Below are 20,677 nucleotides of genomic sequence, written 5' to 3' on the forward strand. Positions count from 1 at the left end.
GAGAATTGAAAATTGAGGGGTCATTATAAGAATACCGAAGAATCGTCTGGAAATATTCTAACTTGTGCTTTCTGGTGTCATTTAATTCTTCCTGAAAAGTCTCCACATCTTTTCTGGTGCGGAGTCTAGGGTATTGATTGTTATTCAAAAACTGGTTTAAGACGGGGTCCATTCTATTATGTAGCGAAATCCAAGCAAATGGACTACATAATGATATGGGACTCGATATCGATGCGATTCATGGGGCTGTTGTAAAGGGTTTGCCAGGGGATGCAAGGAGATTGCATCTATCCAAGGTCAATCTGGATTACTATCGTGGCGATTACGAACAATATCGATATCGCATCAAGGATGACCCGAATAGCCGTTGCAATCGATCATCGCTCCTGATGAAGAAGATTGTGGATACGCTGACGTCCTACCTGTATCGAGATAATCCAGTCAGGGTTATACCGGATCAAGAGCAAGCGACGGACTTCTTGCAGAAGGTTTATACGCAAAATTCCATGTTTGCGAAGTGGCAGGCGGCAGACCGTCTTTCCGTCATCGGATCTGGTGGAGCGGTTGCATTCCAGGTTGCTGCGACGGACGACGAAAACAACCCCATCAAGATTCATGTGTGGTCCGAAGATTCTTTTGCGATCTTTCGGGACCCTGATGATCCTTTGAAGGTGGTCGCAGTTGTGACGATGGATTGCGTCGGTAATCAAGATCGCTGGAGATTATACACAGCCGAAACGGTCAGGTATTATCTGCGTGAATCCAACAGCATGAAGGAATTTGTGCTGGATGACGAAGAAGATAATACCTATGGGGTCCTGCCCTTCTCCTTCGCCCACTTCGAATCTCCGGTTTTGGACTTCTGGAGCGGATCACCAGGAAATGTCCTGCGAGAAATGCAGGACTATATCATTTTCCGTCTGACTAGCCTTGCGGATGCCATTAAGTATCTTGCACTCCCTAAAGTTGTTATCAGCGGACATGATCCAACATGGAAACCACCTGGTGAATGGAGTCCAAGCGAATGGATGACGATTACTGCCGCTCCTGGTGGTGCTGGTGGACCAAATGGCAAGGTGGATATCAATCAAATCGTCGCACCATTGAACTTCGTAGATTCCATTTGGGAAGATATCGATAAGTTTAACGAACATAGCATGGAATGTGCTGGTGTGCCGCTCGCAGCAGTCCGCATGGTCCAGAGTGTTGCCAGGAGTGGCAGCAGCATCGCGCAGGAGCAGGCGCCCTTAGTGAATTATTCCAGGGGGCGCCAACGGGCATGGCATCAGTATGAAACGGATCTTGCTCGGGTTGTTCTCCAGGTGGCGGTTGCCCATTTGGGCGACGAGGTGGATTACCTACGTCCCGCCCTGGAGAACTTCCAACTCTCCGTTAGATGGACCAGCAATTTCAACAGCATCCCAGGACCCGAACGGGACCGTGCCGACGCATTCGGAATTGAGCATGGATTCACGAGTGTTCTCCAGGTCATTCAGGATCGCGAGGGATGCGGCAGGGAGGAAGCAATTGCGAAGCTGGAGGCTATCGCCAGGGATCGCGAGATCGAATCCAGACTGATGCCTTCCGTCGCCACGAACCAGAGCAAGGACGTTCTGGGTGGAGTGGTGACAACGTCGGAGGATGTCGGTTTAACCCCAATCAGTGAAATATGAGAGACAACATGGAAACAGAAACCAAGAAAACATCTGGTAGAAGCGATGCCCTGGCAACCATCAATCGTTTGACGCAGCAATTAGAAGCTGTGAAGAGTGAAGCCAAGGGATATCGTCAAGCAAAACGATCTGCTTCAGAAGAAGCTTTGCAATATAAAGTTCAGATTGAAGACCTGCGTAAGAAGCTGGACGAACTCCAGAACAAGAAGCAGCCAAGTGCTGACGAACGTCTGGAGGAACTAGAAAATCTTCGCAATGAAGTTCGGAAGAACAAGCATAAGGATGCATTCAGCAAGGTTGCCAAGGAACTTGGTATCAGGGAAGACGCCCTGGAAGACGCCTATGCCCTTTCTGGTTACGCTCCCAACGACGATGAACCCAACGATGAAGCGATCAAGGAAACGTTGTCCAGCGCTCTCAGCAGCCGTCCTTATCTAAAAGTAGAGGCACCGAAGGAAAAAAAACTGGCTCCTGGTCCTGGTGCAAGCCGTGGAAATAGTTCCAAGAATGTTTTCTATGTCACTGAAGCACAGATGTCTGACCCCCAGTGGATGTTCCACAACCAGAGCAAGCTTGCGGAAGCGACGTTGAATGGAACCGTAAAAATCGAAAGTAACTAACTAGATATTTTATATCGGTGTTGTAAACACCAGTTCGGGCGTGATGCCCAAAGTTCGCCAACTTCATTCACATGGGGAGGGCAGTGATTGCTAGTAGGAAGTTGAATTTGTAAGAGGATACATGGCTAATTCTTATCCTTCAGAGTTTTTCTCATACCTTCCCGTCGCCGTAGAAGACGCCGCGAAGAACAAGGCTTCCCAGCACTTTATGCTGGATGCAATCTCCCGTAATTTCTCGGGTGCCATTGGCGACGACAATGACGCCATTGCCTTCTATAAGGCAACTTCCGGTTACACTGTGACCAATGTTGGCGCCGGTGAATTGACCGTTTCGGACGTTGCCGCAACGAAAGTCAACATCGCAATGGACCAGCATCCCGCTATCTGGTTCAAGATTCCTGATTTTGATCGGGTCAGAACTGCCGTGGACCTGCGTGGCTTGTTCTTGGATGAAGCCATTTACAAGGTTGCTAAGTTTGGTGCCGATCGTCTTTCGACTTACGTCACTGGCACCAACTTCAACGTAAACACAGCTATTCCCGCTGAAGGTTCGGTGGTCAATACCATCACTGATAACCAGATGGGGCTTGCATGGCAGAAGTTGGCTGATACCGGATTGGACATGAGGGATGGTAATTTATTCCTCGCTACGCCAACGGCTGTATATGCCAACCTGGTAAACACTCCAAGCTGGAATCAGGTCGTTTCCCAGGGCAATCCTGCTCCTTACATCCGATCCAGCGCGATTCTTGGACGCCAGTGGAATGCCTATGCTGACTATCAGACTGGCTTGCCGCTTTCGGCTGGCGGAAACATGCAAAGCATCTTGTTCCACAAGGACGCTTTCGGTTTTGCCGCCCGTGCTTTGCCGACTCCCCAAGCTGGTGGCGTAAAGTCCAGAACCGTTTATTACAACGGACTGCCGATCCGTTTCGCTATCGATTGGAATCAGCAGAAGTTGGCTGAAATGATTTCGGTTGATGCCCTTTTCGGCGTCGGCGTGGTCGATCCTGCCAAGGCAGTATTGATCATCAGTGCGAAAGCCTAATCGATAACACCAGGACCATGCTGGTAATCACGAAAAGCCTAATCAACATGGAAGTTGATTAGGCTTTTTTCGTTCCCATACTAAATAACTTCATGGCTATCAACCCGCTACCAGATCCCGTGCTAACCAAGGTGCTGAACGACGCCTATTCTTCCTTGACGCAGGCGTATGCCCCTGGTGATACCACGGTCAGGATCAGGGCGGCAGACCTTTCTAGATTCGGCTCCCCTTCCCCTTCCGATCCCCTGCGTATCGGAATCGGCAAGAAGAATTCCAATGCCGAAATTCATTTAAAGGTCATAGGGATACAGGCTCCAGACCGTTTGGTGATTGATGGTGTCATGGATGATTATCCTGACGCCCCCTTCCCCATCGGCTACCAGGTGGGAGTTCTGATCAGTGCCGAAACCTTCGACGAAATTTTCGCAACGCTGGTCATCCAGACCGACGTCATCAATCAGCTTGTCGCCACAGATCCCGTCCCAGGTCCGCAAGGCGTCCAGGGTCCTCCAGGAGCCGCCAGCACCGTTCAGGGTCCTCCAGGTGGATTGGGACCCCAAGGACCCCAGGGCGCGTCCATCACGGGTCCCCAGGGAAGTCCTGGAGTGCAGGGAGTCCAGGGAGCCACAGGAGCCGCTTCCAACGTCGCTGGTCCCCAGGGCGTCCCAGGTGTTCAAGGGAGCCAGGGACCCCAGGGATTGTCCATCACTGGTCCCCAGGGTGGTCCGGGCGTCCAGGGAGCCACAGGAGCCGCTTCTACCGTCCCAGGTCCGCAAGGCGTCCAGGGAGTTCAGGGAGTTCAGGGAGTTCAGGGCAGCCAAGGAACGGCATTGCCTACGCCTTCGGTTTCGATCGTCAAGCCCTACCTGTCCAGCCAATCTGGAACGCCAATTTGGTTCGATCTGAATCAAGATACGGTCAGGATTACGGGCGGAAGCGAGATCACAACGGGTGCCAACAATGTCCCGGGATTGTTGATTAAAGGCAGTGGAACTTTTGATGGTAGCCAATTTGTCAGCACACAGACTGCAAATCTACTCTGGGCTTATCAGTATGGTTTCGCAAAGCAATTCATCGTTGATGCAAATTGCAATGTGACTGCCACATCGTTTAGTGGCGTTGGAACCGCATTGACCGCCCTCAATGCTTCCAACTTGTCAAGCGGGACGGTTGCAACCGCTCGTTTGGGTAGCGGCACGGCATCGAATACAACCTACCTTCGAGGTGATGGCACATGGGCAACCCCAGCCGGTGGGGGATCTGTAGCCATCGGTTCGCCGGTATCGGGTGCCTTAGCGAATGCAATCCTATACACATCGGGCGGAAACCTTGCTCAGAATAGCAATATTGTTGTTAACGGTGGTAAGCTCGGTATAGGATTGAACAATCCAACCTCGCTCCTGGATATGCGGCTTGCTGGATCGATGGGGACAACCGTTGGCAGCACACAGCCAGCACTGACGTTGAGGACAACCGCAAACAACGATCTCCAATTCAAGATTTTCTCTAATCGTCATACCGCTGGATCTGATTTTGCGGGAACGGAATGGGTATTACAAACCGTTGTTGATAATAGTGTATTCGGGCAGATGAGGATGGGGCAATCTGGATTCAATCCTTATGTTGCGTTTGATGCTCAGGTCAACACGAATAACACATTGCAGGTGCGGGATTGCGGCGGAACCATAAACGAATCGATCAACTTCGGGGGATACGGCGAAACTTATATCTCATGCGGAACTAACCGTTACGGCATGGGCGAAGTCGGCGGGCAATTGAGTCTCTCCACTCAATCCGGCGACATGATGCTTTATACTTATTCGAATGCCGGGTATCGACTGCACTCCTCACAGAATAAACTCCACACATACATCAACCGGAATGGGGTCAATCTGTATTCGGACTCGTCGACCACGAACGGACGGGCAACGGGTGCATTGTCTCACGGCTGGATCGATAACACGGACGCCACTCGCAAGGGATACGTTGCACTATCGGCGACCGATTACATTGGACCTCGCGAGGGCATCAGGGTTATTGCCGATGGAACGCAAACCAAGCTTGGTTTCTTTGGATCTACGCCAGTTGGAAAATCCACTGGATGGACCATCCCAGCTTATACGCCGACGAAAACCATCACACCTGGTGTGTCAAGCCTGGTGGATACTCAGAACTTCTTGCTGACGCTCGCAGATACCATCAAGTCATTGGGGGTAATAGGATCATGAACTTCGGGGAGATACCAGCTAACATGGTATTGGAAGAGATGGGACCCAAGGTGATACCGACTCCGGTTGCAGGTCCCGTGATGAACCTGGATATTACAGCAGGAAGCAATGCGTATTGGGTTGTGAAACAGAATACCACGATCAATGCCGTAGGAGAACAGCAGCCCTTTAAGCAATTGCTTATCATTCTAGATATATCTGCCCTTGCAACGGTGACATTCGGCACGGGTTTCAGGACGGCTGGCGCTCTGGTAGGATTATTGAACAAGACGGTTACTTTCTCGTTCCGTAGCGTGAATGGAAAGTTTGTGGAAACCAATAGATACCCTATCCCCTTGATTTAAGGAAATATTATGGCAATAGACCAGACAAGCCTAGCGATGAATCTTTGCACGAAAATTCAGACTGCCGCCGACGAAATTATGCGTGGTGTTACGTCGCTGGCTGCATTGAAAGAGCAGAAGGAATCGGCAGGCGTAGATTTCACGGCAGTTGCATTTGAAACTGCACTTTCAAATTCTACATTGAAACACGCCAATGGTGATGCGTTTAATTCTGTCATTTCAAGTGGGACCTTGCTGAAGGCATGGCTTGAAGAAAATTACCATGATGACAACTTCCAGAAGGTTCGTGGAGGCTAATGAACAATTTCGACAACTGCATTCTGAACCGTTTCCCATTCGACATTTTTCCACAAACTGTGGGAGTATTCGACGGGATTACATGGATAGCCAGTTCATCTTCGCAGATTGCATCAGGTGTTGCCGACGCACGATGGACATCGTCGGTCGCAACATCGGAGATACGATCGACCACCAGGACACTAGATATCATGGCTGATCCGGTTCAAACGACGGTCAGGGTTTACAAACAGCAGGAACAAGGAGACTAATGGACATACGGATGGGGACGGATCGGGCTTGGGAAATCACCATCAAGGATGTGGATAACAATCCTATTGCCTATGATCCTGATAACGATGTCCTCTCCGCTGTGGTATGGGCTGGAGGATCGGATCAATCGGTCATCTTCGAACCAACCGTGGAATGGACCGACGCCCCGAATGGCAAGGTTGGATTACGGATCAATGCCGACGATACGACGCCGACGATAGGCGTCACTTCGATGGATCAGGTTGCCGCACTGGTGGAGCCAGGACGATACAAACTCCTGGTTTTCGTGACTCGCACCAATCCCGAGACGCAGGAAACCCGCAAGGAACAGGTCCATGCCGATGACTTGAACCTGCTGGAAGTCCCTGGGACTGGGACCAGGCTCCCCAGCTACGTCCGATATCGGGATCTTCTCAGCTACAGCCAGGCGATCAAGAAAGCAGAAGCGGACAGCGACGAAACCGGATTCGCATATCAACAGTTTCTTGCAAGCCAATGGTTCAACGATCTGATTATCAGCCGGATTCCTGAAGGCTACTCCAGCTTTGACCATCCTGGGACGTCCTACGGGTCATCCAGGGCGACGGTCAAGGGATACCTGGACGCTGGGAAGCTGGTAGTGACTCCAACCGTGGTGGAAATCGTGGCGCGTCGGGCTGTGTCCCAGATCCTTGGGAGCCTATCGGACCAGAAGACCATGATTGCCATGTCGGCAAATATGCAAGCCAGGGCGAATGCCTTGATTTCTTCTTACGTTGCCGAATTCGATCTGAATGGGGATGGTTACGTTGATTTCTCTGTCCCAGTAAATGTTTTGTCGTCCCGATATCCAACCCCAACCGCGTGGTAACTATGGCAACATCCCCCTTCCCTCCCAGCACAAGAGGAAAAGCTTATCTTGCACTGGTTTCGATTCTCAAACGGGACCCATACTTGTCCAAGGTAAAACTTTGGCGAACGTGGAATGGTGATCCGCAAGATAACAGCCCGATCAATGAATCGAACTGCCCTGCCCTGCGATTGACTCCTTACCAAGATGGTGCAGGTCCCATTGATGATTTCTACGATGCCGCCGATCTGATGATCCGATATGAAACGTTTGTCTCTGGAAACAACGTCGCGGATCTGATGGACCTGGACGAAGCTGTTTACCGTGCAATCTATCCGATTGATCCAGTCAGAGCGAAGAAAAATGAAACGATCTGGGATGAACTCCAGACTGATGTCACATTCGAGCAATATGGAATTTGGGATAAATCTTTCGACGTCCGTAAGGAGATGGGCGAGAACGCAGAGAAGCCTATCCTGCGTGGTGAAGGACTGATCAGAATGCAGTTCAACCTTGAACGATAAAGGATTCGATGAGTCTCGCAAAGAAGCTTGAAGCCAGGATCAAAGAAATCAACGACAAGTCAAAATCCAACTTGGATAAGGCTGCCGATGAATTTGAACGGACACTGATCAAGGTTCTTTCTGTGCCAGGCACTCGGGACAATCCTAGCCGTCCTGGAGAAGCACCACACAAGGTGACTGGCAAGCTGGTTGGTAGCGTCCAGAAGTTCGTGAACAGGGCGGCTGGCGTGGCTGCGATCGGTCCAACGATCTACTACGCGGCTATTCTTCGCAAAACCCGAGACTCTTATCAGATCGCAATCAAGCGTTGTCGCAAAGATATTGCGAAAATCATCTTCGATTTCAAAGGAAGAGGATAAATAACAAGACGGATTTCACACAAAAGGATTGAAACATGGCTAAATTGGCTCGCAAATACGCTCCTGGTTATACCGGACACGTTGAATTGGATGAAGAACGAGTTGCTATGCAGGGTTGGACTTCGGACGATTCCGTTGATGAACTTGACATGACAACCGACGAAGATAACGGCTGGAGCCTGACCGAAGGTGGCGTTCGCACGACGACTTTCAAATACACTATCCCCATCAAAGCTGGTGCGACTACATCCCCCATTGTTCCTGGCGATATCTACCCACATGCTTTCTTGATTGGTAGCGTGGCTAAGTTCAATGGTCCCTGCATCTGCACCAGTGCTACCGTGAATAGCAAGGTCAAAGAAGGTGCCACCCTTGACGTTACCGTCAAGAACTATGGCGATGTCTCGATTGAAACTAATCCCTACACTGCTCCCTAATCACCATGAGTATCCTATCCGTCATCCCGAGACCGATCCTCGCAGAATTGGGGGATCGGTCTTTTCTGTTCTCCGAACTTCGCACGAATGATCTTGCGGACGTGGTCGCCTACATCAATTCCCTTTACCCTTCCCCCTATGACGTCGCTGAACCATTGCTGCTTTCGCTTGACGCCAGATCCAGGGCATTCAAAGAATTGCTGGGAGACACGATCGACCAACAGGAAGAATATCCTTACGGTTTATTGTCGGATGTTTCCACGCAACATCTAAACACGATGAACGGTTTGGCATTCCTGCTGTGGATTTCCCTACGTCGGGAACATCCAGCCATTGACCTGGTGCAAGTCCATGAGATTTTGCAATCTGCCAAAAGGATTCAGGTTGATCGAATCAAACGTATCTTGTGGGCGGATGATCCAATGGTTCATCTGATGAATTTCATTCCTGCTGCAAGGAAAGAATCGGATGGTATCAGGGAAGAGAATGATTGGCGAAGTCTCTGGTATAAGTATTCCACAACATGTCGCAACGGTCCTCCATTTGAGGAATTGACCCTGACGCAATTAGGTGTTTTCCTTCATCAAGGTGAACTTCCCGACGCATCTTCCATGTCCGGACCCGCCGATAGTTTCGACTTTGAACGTGATAACAAAATTAGGGAGTTTTTCCAATGATCCAAGAACAGATCAAAGAACTATATCGCAAGCAGTTGGACGGGGAAATCACGGAAGAAGAATGTATGTCCCAGTCCTTGGAACTTGCCAAGAATCTTTCTGCACAGCCAGAATCACACATAATCAAGATTGTGGACTACGTCGAAAGCAATCCCAAGATGGTGTTAGCGATTGTCGCTGGTATCTGTCATGGTGTCCGGCATCACATGAACGACAAGGAGTAACATGGCAGGGCAGAACGACGAACTTTTCAACATTATCCTGAAAATTCAGGGTCAAGCGGATGTTGACAATGCGGTTAAGAAGTTAGAAGAAGCAGAACGAGAACTTCAAGACGTTGTTTCGGCTGCTGCCCTTCTAGGTCAATCCGTCCCGACCGCTGAACTTGCGAAATTTGCACAGAACGTAGCGACCATGAAGGGTCGATTGGCGGAAGCTGAAAGCAATCTCGCCCGATTCGGCGCGGCTGAACGCAAGGCTGCTGCCGATGCCGTGGCGGCAGCCAACCAGGTGGCTGAAGCGGAAGCCAAGAAGGCTGCTGCTGCGACGGCAGCCGCCCATGCGGCTGAATCTGCCGCTGACCGTGCGGCTGCTGCTACGGTCATGCAGGCGGCTGCGGAAGAAGCCTCTGCGACGAAGCAGATCGCAGCCCGTGCGAGGGTCCAAGCTGCCCTGCGTGATGCCATCGACAACCCGACGAAATCGGGCATCGGTGCCACCCTGGTTTCCAGCACCACGGGCAATCAAGCCCAGAAGATTGTGATGCAGGTCCAAGGGATCGAAAAAGTTCAACTTCTGAACCAAGCGATCCAGCAAGAAACCGCAAACATCAATGCCCTGAATGCTCAACTCCAGCGTGGTTCCATCTCGCAGGCGGCATTTGGAGCCAGTGCTGGACGTTCGGCTATGAACATCGCTGCCGCACAGCGTGAAATCAAAGCCATTGGATCATCCACGGGGATATCAGCCTATAAGATGCAACAGTTCGCAGGCACATTAGATGACTTGCAATATGTTGGCGAAATGGGTCTGCGCCCCATCATCAATAACTTGATGCAGATTGCTCCGGTCGCAGGTATCGCCGCATTGGGCGTGGATCTTCTGTGGCGACACTGGGGATCTCTCATGAGGTTGATGGATGTTGGAATGCCACAACCCGCTCTGGAGGGTCCGGAACTTCTTGCTGCCAATCTGAAGAAGGCAACGGAAGAAATGGAAGAGTTGATGAAGAAAACTTCATTGACCTGGGTTGAAATACAGAAACTTCAAAAACTACAGGCTGACGTCAAGGAGATGAAGCAGCAGGAGAAAGATGAATCCGAAGTTCAAGGAATGCTGGATGGACAATCCGAACGGGAACGGGAAGTTGGTGGTGGAGTCAAGAAAGCTCTAGATGAAGCTGGTGGGAAAAACGCCCTAGATGAACTTATAGGGAACCTTGCAGAGAACAAGGACGCAAAAGGTAACGTCTTCAATACTGTGAATCGCAAGATGACCAGTCCTGAACAGGCTGCCAAGGATCTGATACGCACAGCGGGAAATGGTGATGAAGCATCCAGGGCAGAAATTCTGGCTAACCTGAAGCCAGGATCTAACTTCGCAAAACAATTGAATGCAAATTCTCCCGAGACGAAATTAGCAAAAGATCGGGAAGAAGCCAGGGATGCAGCAGAAGAAGAAGAACAGAAGGAGAAAGACCAAAGATACGAAAAGCGGAAAGATCGGGACAAGAAACAAGCTAAGGATATCGCCAACGACATCTTGAAAGGCAAAAATGCTAACAAGATGTTGGATGGTGATGTCAGCGATGATGACATAAAGAAAGAACTTGCCGCCCGGGGACTTCGCACAGATGATCCTACGCTTCTTAAAAGGGTCAAGGGAGCGACCGAAGCTAGGGCAAATGAACTAGGTGCTGATCAATCCACAAAGGAGGGATTGGGGAGCCTGGATGCTGGCAAGAAATCCTTGATGGACGAAAATAACAAGAAGGCTGCTGACGATCGAAAGAAAGAACTTGATAAGAAAGTTGATGCAGCAGAAAAGGCAAATCCTGGTATCGCGGACCTGTTCAAGAATTCTATCAAGGGAGCGATGCAAATTGATGGAACTCCTTTGCGTGATGCCCAGAATGATTTGTTGTATAAGTTTGCGGACCAGCTTGGACCCGATGTTGCGAGATCGTTGATTGCCGACGCTGGTGGTAAAGCTCAAGAAGAAATGATCTCTGATTACACAGGCGAGAAAGTAGCACAAAGCGAGAACGCGACGATCATCAATGGTGCCTCTGCCCTGCGTGATTCGATCCAGGGATCAGTCAAGAGTCCTGAAGTGGATGAACTTCGCAAGCTTCATCAAGAAACAGTTCGTTCCAATGAATTCTTAGCGGAAATTGCCCGCAAGGGTGGAGGACTCGCATAACGTCGCATAGATAGGTAATGAGTAATGTTTCGCAACTTCCTGCATCCGCCAAGATCCTCGCTAATCCACAAGGAAAAGGTGGATACACAGGTGTTGAAGATCCTGGCAATCGGCAAGAAACCATTATCTGGAAGTGTGCTTGGGAAGATCGTAATGCATTCCGGAATGTCGTAGTTGGTTTTCCTGAAACATTTGTAATTGGAGGTGTGACGGTCACCAGGAACGTCACGCTCCAAAGTCCATATACTCCATCTCTATATGCCTCCAGCCTGTCATTTGAGTCGCAGGGAAAAGCAGGAACAACAAAATCAAATCCATACAATTGGGCAATCTTCAAGGTTGGTTTCTCGATTCCCACTATAGGCAATGGTGGCGAAGATTCGCCTTACTACTCCATCTCGGAACAAGCTTCTACCCGTTCTATCACGATTCCGAACCGAAAGAATAAGTTTGCCAACGGTGAAGAACTTGATAGCAACGTCGCTTTAATCTTCCCCGGTGTCAGTTTTTTACTTCAGATATTCCAAGTAAATGACATTGTAGGGTTCCGCAATGCGATTTTGCCAATGTTAAAGACTCCGGTGAATTCATCCGCCATCACCATTGACGGTTTGAATGTTCCAGCAGGAGAAGCCTTGCTGGAATCATATTCCACGGAATCTTCTGTGTCTGGATTAGGTGTAAGGCAACACTCTGCATCGATGGTTATCAATGTCAGTTCTTTGCCCTGGAATTCGTATGTTAGAAGCGATGGTCAAATCGATGAATTAGAAGAACCGCCTTACAAGACAGGAAATTTGAACTCCCTGATTCAGTGATAAAGGACCCCGTGAAGATAAAGTTGCACAAATTTGAGGTTGGAGAAATTCCAAAGGCATCCGATCTGAACAAGATGGTGGAGTTGCTGGAAAGGCTTTGCAATATTACGGTTACCGAAGGTTCTGGATTGGAGATGTCGGAGTCTGCCACTGGGATTGTATTAAATGTGACAAACCCAAAGATTCCAAGATTTGCCAAGGTAACATCAAGAATTGAACCTTTCAATGCACAGGATTCAAGTTTAGGAAGCGGCAAGGCAAAAATGCTTCGCGGGTCGCGGGAAGATGAACTGGTGGAAGAGGAACCTAATGTTGTTGTGGATGTTTATAATGACATCGTTGGTAGCATAGAGGTCGGCGTCCAAATCAAAATTATATGGATGGATGGACGTTGGGTGGTCTTCAACGCAGGGTGCGGTTCGTAATGGCAAACTCATACGGGTCTTCATGGAAATCAATGGGAAATCCCATTTGCAGTAATTGTTGCACTGCAACTTTGTGCCTCAACACGGAATTTTGGAGATACAATCGCGACCCGGTTACTGGCGTAAGAGATCCTAATTTGAGTCGAAGACCGGCACCCAACATCACCTTCCGTGTCAATCACTATAAGAACGGCGTTATCGATCACTATGAGGAGTACAACACCGGACCTGATGCAAGGATTTGCATAAAAGTGCCAAAGGGTCAGCCAGGTTCGATCAGTTCGGGATATAACATTTCGGCGACCTACAATGATACGGGATACACCGGTTCGTTATACCTCAACTCGTATTTCGAGCCGGGGACGACGCACGAGGCTTGGATCTACTGGCAAGAGCTATATGTGATCTGTTCCACTCACGATCTTTGCGGATGGGCTCAACAGGGCAGCGTTACGGTCAAGAATCATGCCGGCACATGGTACACCTTCCAAGGTGGTAGCAGGCAATTCGGCATATTCGGTGCCCTCAATGGAATCAATGGCTCTGCCACAGGCGAAACGACTTGGATACCACACAATAATATCGGACCACTCAAGATCGACGTGAACACGTCTGGAGCTTTCACCGACCAAGTGATTATTTCGGGCGTATTTCAGAAACAATGGCACCAATGTCTTGCGATCGGCACCGGCGTCAAGAGAGGACTTGCACCAGCAGGGCAGCAGAATAGTAGCGCGTCATGCAATTGGACCCCAACTCTTATACCGACTGAGGAAGGACCGCCGGGATGTATGCCCGGTTATATGTGGGTCAAGTATAGGTATGAGGACTTGGTTGGCGAAGTATATGCAATCCTTATCCAGCACGAAGGTGAGTATTACGATTGTTACGATGCGTTCTTCCCGGTTGGGGGAACAAGTATGCGGTATGAGTGTGGAGCTAATCCTGGAGGATTCTGGGGATGATATGTCATTGCCCATTGGGAGCCGATTGCAAAGGTGAATATCCTGCACTTTGTGAAATGTTTGCACCGGGATTTGTTCGACTACCTATCCACCCCAGTCTCTTGACGGACTTACTGAATTCTACGCCACCTCCTCTTTTCGAAAACTTCGAAAACGAGGATCATTTTATTGGTCGTCCCAACAACTTGACTCGTGAACTTGTTGTCGCCTGTTTCAACGAGGATTTGTCATGGACTTCGGAGATTCCCGAAGATATCCATGTAACCGTTTACAACAAAGGTCATGTTCCTGTTGCTAGTTCGGTTGTTATAATCAACGAGGGAAGGGAAGCAGGAACCTACCTTCATCATATTGTTCGCAATTTCAGCAGTCTTGCCAATATGACATTTTTTTGCCAGGGAAAGAATCATTCCGACGATATCTGTGGCAGGCTAAAGATTGATTATCAGGAGCCTGCAAGTTTAACGGCAGAGTATATGCCCTATTTCCCTTCCCCAGAGGTCAAGGCACTGGATAGGGTCGATTACCATGAAGGTTTGCAATCTCGTTATGGATGTGCTGCATATCACGGCGATAGGCAACCAGTAGATAATGCGGCTTGGTTGCAATCGGTATGGTCCCATTGGTTCTCCTGCGATCCACCAGAAGATTGGGTTTTCGGCTATGCCGCTGAATGGGCAGTTCCGAAGGAATCAATCTTGGCTCGCCCATTGTCCTTCTGGAAGTATGCTTTAGAGCAGGTGCAATCTGCCACCACGGATTCTTCCTTGTGGGATAGCGATCCAGCAACAGCATGGGGGTTGGAACTTATCTGGCTATACCTGTTCAGTGATCCCAACACTTACCCTACAAAGGTGTCATGAAAATTATCATCAGGTGCTATCTGGAAAATGTTAGCGGAATCGGTCAACACATCTGGCATCTTGCCCACCAGCTTGAACGGCTAGGACATCAGGTCAAGTTCGATTCAATGTCGAACTGGTCATGGTTGCCAGATTATTTCGTGGAACGCATTGCAGCCTATGGCGAACAAGGTCAAGTCATACAGGTATGCGGACTGTGGGAGCCATGCCCACCAGGTGCGATCTATTGGGCACAATGGGAAGCTGATCAACTGTGTGAAGAATATGTTGCTAACCTGAATGGTGCAAGAATGGTAATCACATCTTGCGAATTCGCGAAACAAGCATTTCTTCGCTCTGGCGTCATTGTCCCTATCGAAGTGATTCCATTGGGCGTCGATCTAGAAGAGTTTCATCCTATCATTGAACCTGGTGAAGAATGTCGTTTCGGCGTGATTGCCAACATGATATCAGGACGCAGGAAGAACATCGAAGGTGTCATTGACGCATTCCGCACTGCATTTCATGGGGACGAAGTCCATTTGCAATTGAAGATCAATATCCAGGATCGTATCCCACCGATTTCGGATGTTGGTATATCCGTGGTGAAGGGAATGTTTTCTACGGAACATCTAAGGTGGTGGTATAACTCCCTGACTTGCTTGGTATCAGGAGCATTGGGAGAAGGATTCGGACTATGCCCACTGCAAGCGATGGCGTGTGGGAGACCCTTCATCGGCGTGTTGGAGCATGGTCACCGTGAATACTGCGATGAAACGACCGGATATCCTGTGACCTATACCACGCAGGCATGTCCTTGGTATTTCAATGGAGGGAACATGATGGTGCCTGATATTCCTTCGATGGCTGCTGCCATGCGTCAAGTTTATGAGGATCGGCAGACGGCTATAGAGAAGGGCAAGGCATCGTTGGAGCGTGCCAAGGAATTTACCTGGGAGATTATGGGAGCTAGGGTGGACAAGGTGCTAATGAGTCTTTGATTAGAAGTTTCTAGCATCTTGCATGTGGATCATAACCCTTTCAGTGACGTTGAAAATGCCATAGGACTTATAAATTTCCGTCATTTCGTCCCATGTAATCTGCTTTGAACCAACCATGCCATACTCGAATAGCTCACCAAATGTCCTGTGTGATAGTGATCGATTCCGAACATACTCTCTTTTTATAGATTTCCCCTTGTTCTTGTTTGGTTGCCAAGATTCGTTCATGACGCAGATTGGTATGTGCAGGCTGCTAGAAACTGTCTTGGATGTTGGTTCCTTCAGTCTGTCTGTGGGGCGAACAAAAGCCGCACAGTTGGGGAGCCTATACGATGTATATGCCACATTGTCCATGCTGCAAAGTCGGTTCTTGCAAGCCGCGTTTGTCATTCTGTTAATCTGGTTGTTGTCTCTTTCATTATGATGAATGACATCATCGTAGGGTTCCCATAGTTTGTATTGGACCATGACAAGTCTAGCGGTTTTCTCCTTGCAGTTTAGATTTTCGTAAACCAAATCGCATCCAATCTTTTCTTCTAATGCCATAAGGTGTGCCGCTCTGACCCTTAAAATTCTTCCTTCGTGAAGCTGATAGTCTTTGTAATCGTTTCCGGCACCGCATTCTGGTAAACCAAGACCAGACGCAATTGCATCTCCCCAAATAAGTTGAGCTTCACGATTTTCTCTAGGTTCAAGTTCTTGCCTTACATCCTGATACCTTGCAATCTTGTTTTCCAATAGATGGCGGTCTTCATCATCATCCAATGCGGCAATCTGAAGTTGCATCTTCTTGATTTCAGCCGTGATATATTGAACAGGAGTTATTTCAATCCTATCAACCGCAGATTGTGCGTTAGCATGTTGCCGAATTTCCTGTGCAAGTAGGGTTTCATTCGGTTTGTCCAGCAAACGGTTTACGTTTAGAAAGATTTCTGGTGCCACTTCCCTTCCCAATGCTTCCGCCTGCTTATAGGTAATCTTGTGTCTTCCACGACCTGACGCTATCTCCATTCCGTCCCGTAACGCGCTGGCGGTCGCCCACTCGATGTCCAATTGAATCCGCTGATCTTCGGTAAGTTCCATGTCGCCTCTGTCTCTCGATTCTGGTTCGCTCCGATCGTCAGTTCAATTTTACCTGATAGGTGAACCACGGATTCAGCGATTCGGCGATTGCGAAAATTCCAAGCTGCCCTGACCTACCTGGGACTGGGAACATCTTCTTCCTGGCGATCCCCTGCCCTGCCCTGTAAGCTGAAATTCCCGCTACAAAACAAGCAAAATGACGAAAACCAGTGAAAGGGCGTTCATTATGTCAGGACTGCAACTGGGTTCCATCACCTACAACATCGCCAAGGATTGGGACCTGCCCACGATCCTCAAGAAGTTCGAGGCCCTGAAGTATCTCGGCGTCGAGCTGCGGACCGGGCACAAGCATGGGGTCGAGGTCGGGCTCAGCAAGGCGCAGCGGGACGAGGTGAAGAAGAGGTTCGACGACTCGCCGGTCGACCTGGCCGGGATGGGCAGCGCCTTCGAGTTCCAGTCGGCGGACCCGGCCCAGGTCCGCGAGAACATCGAGGGGACCAAGGCCTACGTCCGCCTCGCGCACGACATCGGGGCGCCGGGCGTGAAGGTCCGTCCCAACGGGTTGGCCAAGGGGGTCGATCCGGAGGCGACCTACGCCCAGATCGGCAAGGCGCTCCGCGAGGTCGGCGAGGATGCCGCGGACTTCGGGGTGGAGATCCGGGTCGAGGTCCACGGGTCGGTCACGCAACTGATCCCGAACTTCGCCAGGATCATGCAGCACGCCGACCACCCCAACGTCTACACGTGCTGGAACAGCAACCCGACCGACGTGGTGGACGGGTCGATCCGCGAGAACTTCAAGCTGCTGGCCCCGAAGATCCGCGAGGTCCACCTCCGCGACCTCACCGACGAGGCGTACCCCTGGCGCGACCTGTTCGCCCTGCTGGCCGAGTCGGGCTATCAGGGGTACACCCTGGCCGAGATCCCGGAGAGCCCCGACCCCGAGCGCGTGCTCCGCTACTTCCGCTCGCTCTGGCTGGCCTACCAGCCCACCCCGGCGGCCACCGGCAAGGGCTGAGGCCCGCGTCTGGTCACGGCACCCGGCGGAGAAGCCAGCCCAGGGCGGTCAGGGCGTATGCGACCAGCGGCCCGAACAGGACCAGGAGGATGGCGGCCTTCAGGACCGTCCTCCGCTTCTCGCCGGGCTCCGGGGCCAGGTCGTCCCAGGCGTCCTCGGTGTCGTCCTCGGGCTTGGCCGGGGCCCAGGTCTGGTCGATCAGGATCCGGGCCTGCGAGGCCAGGTCGGCCGGGACCATGAGCCGGACCCCCCCGGTCGCGACCTGGTAATAGATGTTGCCGGCCATCCGCTCGCCATCCAGGAACGTCGGGATCCCCTCGGCCTCCAGACGGATCCGGGGGGCATTGGCCTGATTCGGGTGGGGATAGGTCGCCACCGTGACCAGCTTCGATCGGTCGCCGATGAACTCGTCGCGGGGCGGATCGTCGAGGAGTTCGACCTCGTGCTTCGGGCAGGGGTATCCGGCGTGCAGCTTCCAGAAGTCCTCGCACGTCGGGCAATAGCCTTGATTGGCCAGCCGGTCGCCGCACTGGGGGCACAGCTCCGGGTCCGTTCCGGGCTTCGCCCCGGCGCCGCAGCGAGGGCAGAATCTAGGGATCGCGTCGGAGTTCGGGCCGGCGGCCGGATCATGGGTGGTCATGGAAACCTCGTCGTCCCGATCCCGGATCGACCCCCGGGCTGGCTCAAACATGGTATCCTGGACCGATCGGATCGGGAAAGTCCATTCGATCGCCGAACCATCCCGGTTCGCCGATCGAAGGAATTTATCGATCTTCCGGAACGTTCGAGGCGGCCCTGCGTCTAAATGACATGGCCGGCCGGATCGGAATGGGCGGCACCCTCGCCCGCTGATGAACCGGTCCATCCGGCGACCTCGCATGATCGTCGCGGTCAGGCCCGAAAACTTGCGGTCCTTCCCGTCCCCGCACTCCCCGTGTGACATATTATCTGCAAACCGACGGACCGTGCCCTCCATTCGGAGCCGGTTCGTCGGTGGGAGTCTCCACCCATGGCCGCTTCGTCGAATGAGTCGTTCGGGTTGAAAGTGACCACCGCCATCTGCATCGCCCTCACGGTGGTGATGCTGGTCGGGGTGTACTTCCTGAACTCCAGCTACAATGAAGAGTACGCTCGACGCACCGACGCCGAGAAGAAGGCTGCGGACGCCGGCAACTCGCTCCGCGAGGCCACCAATCAGGCCAACGAATATCGCAAGCTCCTCGGCTACGAGACCCTGGAAGATTTCGAGGCCGCCAAGGCCCAGATCAAGAAGGATGAGACCCAGCTCAAGGCCGACATCCAGAGCATCACCAACGAAGTCACCGCGATGGTGACGGACTTCCAGAAGAAGGCCGACGCCAAGTCGATCGACACCGCCCAGTTCGAGGCGATGAAGACGAAGGTCAGGGAACTGACCGATGCCTTCCTGAACAACGCCGACCAGTCGGCCAAGGCCAACATGGTCCGCCTCAAGGACCTGATGGCCAACCTCTCCCGGACGACCTCCGCCCTGAGCCTCAACTACATCGACCTGCGCAACCAGCTCGAGAAGTCCAACGAGGTGAACAACAAGGCGCGTTCGGTGCTCGAAGAGACCACCCGCGCCGCCAAGGCCGAGCTGGAGGCGACGATCAAGGGCGGCGAAGAGGCCCGGGAGGAGCTGGTGGCGGCCAACCGCAAATACGCGGATGATATCGCCATCCTGGAATCCAAGATGACCAACATGGCCAACGAGCTGACCGCCAAGCTCGAAGGCAAGACGAAGACCGTCGCCGACCTGTCCAACGTCCTCCGCGACCTCCGCGACGAGATGTCGAAGAAGGAAGACGTGATGGACAAGCCGGGCGGCCGGGTCACCTTCGTCGACTACGCGTCGAACATCGTCCGCGTGAACGTCAACCGCTCCATGGGCGTCCGCCCGCTGATGCGGTTCACGATCTTCGACAAGAACGCCTCGGGCATCCCCAGCGACAAGCCCAAGGCGACCGTCGAGCTGGTCAAGGTCGGCGACCCGCAGAAGGGTGAGACCGACAGCCTGGCCCGGATCATCAGGACCGACAACCCGACCGACCCGATCCGCTACAACGACTACATTTACTCGGTGGGCTGGAGCTACGACCGTCCCCAGCGGTTCGACCTGATCGGCAAGATCGACATGAACCGCGACGGGAAGGACGACCGCGCCGACCTGATCCGGATGATCGAGCAGGCCGGCGGCGTGATCGAGTTCGACCTGCCCCCGCCCAACGTCGATCGCGAGCCGGGCAAGGCCGCCGTGGCGCGGACCTACGCCCGCCTGAACCAGCCGGTGCCCACGCCCACCGGCCGGGCGGCCGGGCGGATCACGGGCCTGTCCTTCGCCTACGTGACCGACACCCTGCCCCCCCTGGTCAGCAACGCCAACAAGGAAGAGGAAGCGACCAAGGAAGAGTCCGCCTACCTCGCGGAGCAGTCCCAGGCGACCAAGGAGGCCCGCGACAATGGCGTGCGTCCCCTCCCCCTGGAGAAGCTGCTGGTGTACCTCGGCTACAACCAGGCCGCGCCCAGCTCGTCTCGCCGCGAACTCTACGACAAGAACGGCGTCGAGGATCTCCTGAAGCCGCGGCAGAACTCGGCCCAGCCGGCGGCCCCGACCGCCGAGTCGCCCCAGTAATCCCGGGTCGATCCGACCCCGCGGTCGATCCCATCCCGAACGCCCGCCCCGGAGCCACGGCCCCAGGGCGGGCGTCCTCGTTTCGAAAGCCCGACTTGGCGGCACCGTCTCAACTTCGAAATGAAGAGAGGCGGCCGCGATGGGCGGCCGCCTCGTCGGGCGA

The 20,677-nt window shown here is 52.1% G+C and carries 22 protein-coding genes; 20 read left to right on the top strand and 2 right to left on the bottom strand.

The genetic code is table 11. The features are described from left to right. The first annotated feature begins 215 nt into the window (after positions 1 to 215). The 18 genes from TA3x_RS21340 to TA3x_RS21425 all read left to right on the top strand — a co-directional run bounded on the left by TA3x_RS21340 (position 216) and on the right by TA3x_RS21425 (position 15,760). The gene (locus TA3x_RS21340; protein ID WP_435016694.1) at positions 216 to 1,673 is read left to right on the top strand and encodes a phage portal protein; all 1,458 of its coding nucleotides are present in this window, start codon (positions 216 to 218) and stop codon (positions 1,671 to 1,673) included. 8 nt (positions 1,674 to 1,681) lie between these two features. Further along, positions 1,682 to 2,293 (top strand): hypothetical protein, encoded by a 612-nt coding sequence (locus TA3x_RS21345; protein ID WP_435016695.1) that lies wholly within the window; start codon positions 1,682 to 1,684, stop codon positions 2,291 to 2,293. A 121-nt stretch (positions 2,294 to 2,414) separates the two neighbouring features. Then, complete coding sequence (locus tag TA3x_RS21350) at positions 2,415 to 3,341, top strand: P22 phage major capsid protein family protein (protein ID WP_435016696.1); 927 nt, start codon at positions 2,415 to 2,417, stop codon at positions 3,339 to 3,341. A gap of 92 nt (positions 3,342 to 3,433) precedes the next feature. Then, on the top strand, positions 3,434 to 5,569 hold the full coding sequence (locus tag TA3x_RS21355; protein ID WP_435016697.1) for a collagen-like triple helix repeat-containing protein: 2,136 nt from the start codon (positions 3,434 to 3,436) through the stop codon (positions 5,567 to 5,569). A gap of 23 nt (positions 5,570 to 5,592) precedes the next feature. Beyond that, on the top strand, positions 5,593 to 5,913 hold the full coding sequence (locus tag TA3x_RS21360; protein ID WP_435016698.1) for a hypothetical protein: 321 nt from the start codon (positions 5,593 to 5,595) through the stop codon (positions 5,911 to 5,913). A gap of 9 nt (positions 5,914 to 5,922) precedes the next feature. Further along, positions 5,923 to 6,210 carry a hypothetical protein gene (locus tag TA3x_RS21365; RefSeq protein WP_435016699.1) on the top strand — a complete coding sequence of 96 codons (288 nt, stop codon included), beginning with the start codon at positions 5,923 to 5,925 and terminating at the stop codon, positions 6,208 to 6,210. Between the two features lie 250 nt (positions 6,211 to 6,460). After that, positions 6,461 to 7,312, top strand: a complete 852-nt coding sequence (locus TA3x_RS21370; protein ID WP_435016700.1) for a hypothetical protein — start codon at positions 6,461 to 6,463, stop codon at positions 7,310 to 7,312. Between the two features lie 83 nt (positions 7,313 to 7,395). Continuing rightward, positions 7,396 to 7,815: a hypothetical protein gene (locus tag TA3x_RS21375; protein ID WP_435016701.1), complete on the top strand. Its 420-nt coding sequence runs from the start codon at positions 7,396 to 7,398 to the stop codon at positions 7,813 to 7,815. A gap of 8 nt (positions 7,816 to 7,823) precedes the next feature. Continuing rightward, on the top strand, positions 7,824 to 8,174 hold the full coding sequence (locus TA3x_RS21380) for a hypothetical protein (protein WP_435016702.1): 351 nt from the start codon (positions 7,824 to 7,826) through the stop codon (positions 8,172 to 8,174). A 35-nt stretch (positions 8,175 to 8,209) separates the two neighbouring features. Then, positions 8,210 to 8,611, top strand: coding sequence for a hypothetical protein (locus TA3x_RS21385; protein ID WP_435016703.1), 402 nt, complete (start codon positions 8,210 to 8,212; stop codon positions 8,609 to 8,611). Positions 8,612 to 8,712: 101 nt separating this feature from the next. Continuing rightward, on the top strand, positions 8,713 to 9,288 hold the full coding sequence (locus TA3x_RS21390; RefSeq protein WP_435016704.1) for a hypothetical protein: 576 nt from the start codon (positions 8,713 to 8,715) through the stop codon (positions 9,286 to 9,288). Continuing rightward, a complete protein-coding gene (locus TA3x_RS21395; RefSeq protein ID WP_435016705.1) occupies positions 9,285 to 9,512 on the top strand; it encodes a hypothetical protein in 228 nt (75 codons plus the stop codon). Before TA3x_RS21390 ends, TA3x_RS21395 begins: the two co-directional genes overlap by 4 nt. Before the next feature lies 1 nt (position 9,513). Continuing rightward, positions 9,514 to 11,709: a hypothetical protein gene (locus TA3x_RS21400; protein WP_435016706.1), complete on the top strand. Its 2,196-nt coding sequence runs from the start codon at positions 9,514 to 9,516 to the stop codon at positions 11,707 to 11,709. 17 nt (positions 11,710 to 11,726) lie between these two features. Continuing rightward, entirely contained in the window at positions 11,727 to 12,527 is an 801-nt protein-coding gene (locus TA3x_RS21405; RefSeq protein ID WP_435016707.1) for a hypothetical protein, read from the top strand. Between the two features lie 23 nt (positions 12,528 to 12,550). After that, positions 12,551 to 12,952, top strand: coding sequence for a hypothetical protein (locus tag TA3x_RS21410; protein ID WP_435016708.1), 402 nt, complete (start codon positions 12,551 to 12,553; stop codon positions 12,950 to 12,952). A 137-nt stretch (positions 12,953 to 13,089) separates the two neighbouring features. Continuing rightward, a complete protein-coding gene (locus tag TA3x_RS21415; RefSeq protein WP_435016709.1) occupies positions 13,090 to 13,917 on the top strand; it encodes a hypothetical protein in 828 nt (275 codons plus the stop codon). Continuing rightward, positions 13,914 to 14,780: a DUF3431 domain-containing protein gene (locus tag TA3x_RS21420; protein WP_435016710.1), complete on the top strand. Its 867-nt coding sequence runs from the start codon at positions 13,914 to 13,916 to the stop codon at positions 14,778 to 14,780. Before TA3x_RS21415 ends, TA3x_RS21420 begins: the two co-directional genes overlap by 4 nt. Next, on the top strand, positions 14,777 to 15,760 hold the full coding sequence (locus TA3x_RS21425) for a glycosyltransferase family 4 protein (protein ID WP_435016711.1): 984 nt from the start codon (positions 14,777 to 14,779) through the stop codon (positions 15,758 to 15,760). The genes TA3x_RS21420 and TA3x_RS21425 overlap by 4 nt, the downstream gene beginning before the upstream one ends. Here the strand turns inward: TA3x_RS21425 and TA3x_RS21430 are convergent, their stop codons facing one another. Continuing rightward, positions 15,761 to 16,843 carry a hypothetical protein gene (locus TA3x_RS21430; RefSeq protein WP_435016712.1) on the bottom strand — a complete coding sequence of 361 codons (1,083 nt, stop codon included), beginning with the start codon at positions 16,841 to 16,843 and terminating at the stop codon, positions 15,761 to 15,763. Positions 16,844 to 17,069: 226 nt separating this feature from the next. Between TA3x_RS21430 and TA3x_RS21435 the strand changes: the two genes are divergently transcribed. Next, on the top strand, positions 17,070 to 17,861 hold the full coding sequence (locus tag TA3x_RS21435) for a sugar phosphate isomerase/epimerase family protein (RefSeq protein ID WP_435016713.1): 792 nt from the start codon (positions 17,070 to 17,072) through the stop codon (positions 17,859 to 17,861). Between the two features lie 13 nt (positions 17,862 to 17,874). Here TA3x_RS21435 and TA3x_RS21440 read toward each other — a convergent pair whose 3' ends face one another. Next, a complete protein-coding gene (locus TA3x_RS21440; RefSeq protein WP_435016714.1) occupies positions 17,875 to 18,501 on the bottom strand; it encodes a hypothetical protein in 627 nt (208 codons plus the stop codon). A gap of 369 nt (positions 18,502 to 18,870) precedes the next feature. On the opposite strand from TA3x_RS21440, the gene TA3x_RS21445 reads away from it, so the two are divergent. Continuing rightward, the gene (locus TA3x_RS21445; protein WP_435016715.1) at positions 18,871 to 20,514 is read left to right on the top strand and encodes a hypothetical protein; all 1,644 of its coding nucleotides are present in this window, start codon (positions 18,871 to 18,873) and stop codon (positions 20,512 to 20,514) included. Positions 20,515 to 20,677: the final 163 nt, after the last annotated feature.

The organism is Tundrisphaera macrotermitis, assembly GCF_051175315.1.
Taxonomy (GTDB): Bacteria; Planctomycetota; Planctomycetia; order Isosphaerales; family Isosphaeraceae; genus Tundrisphaera.

What these genes read in the sequence shown, in the direction of transcription:
- TA3x_RS21340 (WP_435016694.1), top strand. Translation starts at nt 216, where the DNA reads ATGGGACTCGATATCGATGCGATTCATGGGGCTGTTGTAAAGGGTTTG.
- TA3x_RS21345 (WP_435016695.1), top strand. Translation starts at nt 1,682, where the DNA reads ATGGAAACAGAAACCAAGAAAACATCTGGTAGAAGCGATGCCCTGGCA.
- TA3x_RS21350 (WP_435016696.1), top strand. Translation starts at nt 2,415, where the DNA reads ATGGCTAATTCTTATCCTTCAGAGTTTTTCTCATACCTTCCCGTCGCC.
- TA3x_RS21355 (WP_435016697.1), top strand. Translation starts at nt 3,434, where the DNA reads ATGGCTATCAACCCGCTACCAGATCCCGTGCTAACCAAGGTGCTGAAC.
- TA3x_RS21360 (WP_435016698.1), top strand. Translation starts at nt 5,593, where the DNA reads ATGGTATTGGAAGAGATGGGACCCAAGGTGATACCGACTCCGGTTGCA.
- TA3x_RS21365 (WP_435016699.1), top strand. Translation starts at nt 5,923, where the DNA reads ATGGCAATAGACCAGACAAGCCTAGCGATGAATCTTTGCACGAAAATT.
- TA3x_RS21370 (WP_435016700.1), top strand. Translation starts at nt 6,461, where the DNA reads ATGGACATACGGATGGGGACGGATCGGGCTTGGGAAATCACCATCAAG.
- TA3x_RS21380 (WP_435016702.1), top strand. Translation starts at nt 7,824, where the DNA reads ATGAGTCTCGCAAAGAAGCTTGAAGCCAGGATCAAAGAAATCAACGAC.
- TA3x_RS21385 (WP_435016703.1), top strand. Translation starts at nt 8,210, where the DNA reads ATGGCTAAATTGGCTCGCAAATACGCTCCTGGTTATACCGGACACGTT.
- TA3x_RS21395 (WP_435016705.1), top strand. Translation starts at nt 9,285, where the DNA reads ATGATCCAAGAACAGATCAAAGAACTATATCGCAAGCAGTTGGACGGG.
- TA3x_RS21400 (WP_435016706.1), top strand. Translation starts at nt 9,514, where the DNA reads ATGGCAGGGCAGAACGACGAACTTTTCAACATTATCCTGAAAATTCAG.
- TA3x_RS21405 (WP_435016707.1), top strand. Translation starts at nt 11,727, where the DNA reads ATGAGTAATGTTTCGCAACTTCCTGCATCCGCCAAGATCCTCGCTAAT.
- TA3x_RS21420 (WP_435016710.1), top strand. Translation starts at nt 13,914, where the DNA reads ATGATATGTCATTGCCCATTGGGAGCCGATTGCAAAGGTGAATATCCT.
- TA3x_RS21425 (WP_435016711.1), top strand. Translation starts at nt 14,777, where the DNA reads ATGAAAATTATCATCAGGTGCTATCTGGAAAATGTTAGCGGAATCGGT.
- TA3x_RS21430 (WP_435016712.1), bottom strand. Translation starts at nt 16,843, where the DNA reads ATGGAACTTACCGAAGATCAGCGGATTCAATTGGACATCGAGTGGGCG.
- TA3x_RS21435 (WP_435016713.1), top strand. Translation starts at nt 17,070, where the DNA reads ATGTCAGGACTGCAACTGGGTTCCATCACCTACAACATCGCCAAGGAT.
- TA3x_RS21440 (WP_435016714.1), bottom strand. Translation starts at nt 18,501, where the DNA reads ATGACCACCCATGATCCGGCCGCCGGCCCGAACTCCGACGCGATCCCT.
- TA3x_RS21445 (WP_435016715.1), top strand. Translation starts at nt 18,871, where the DNA reads ATGGCCGCTTCGTCGAATGAGTCGTTCGGGTTGAAAGTGACCACCGCC.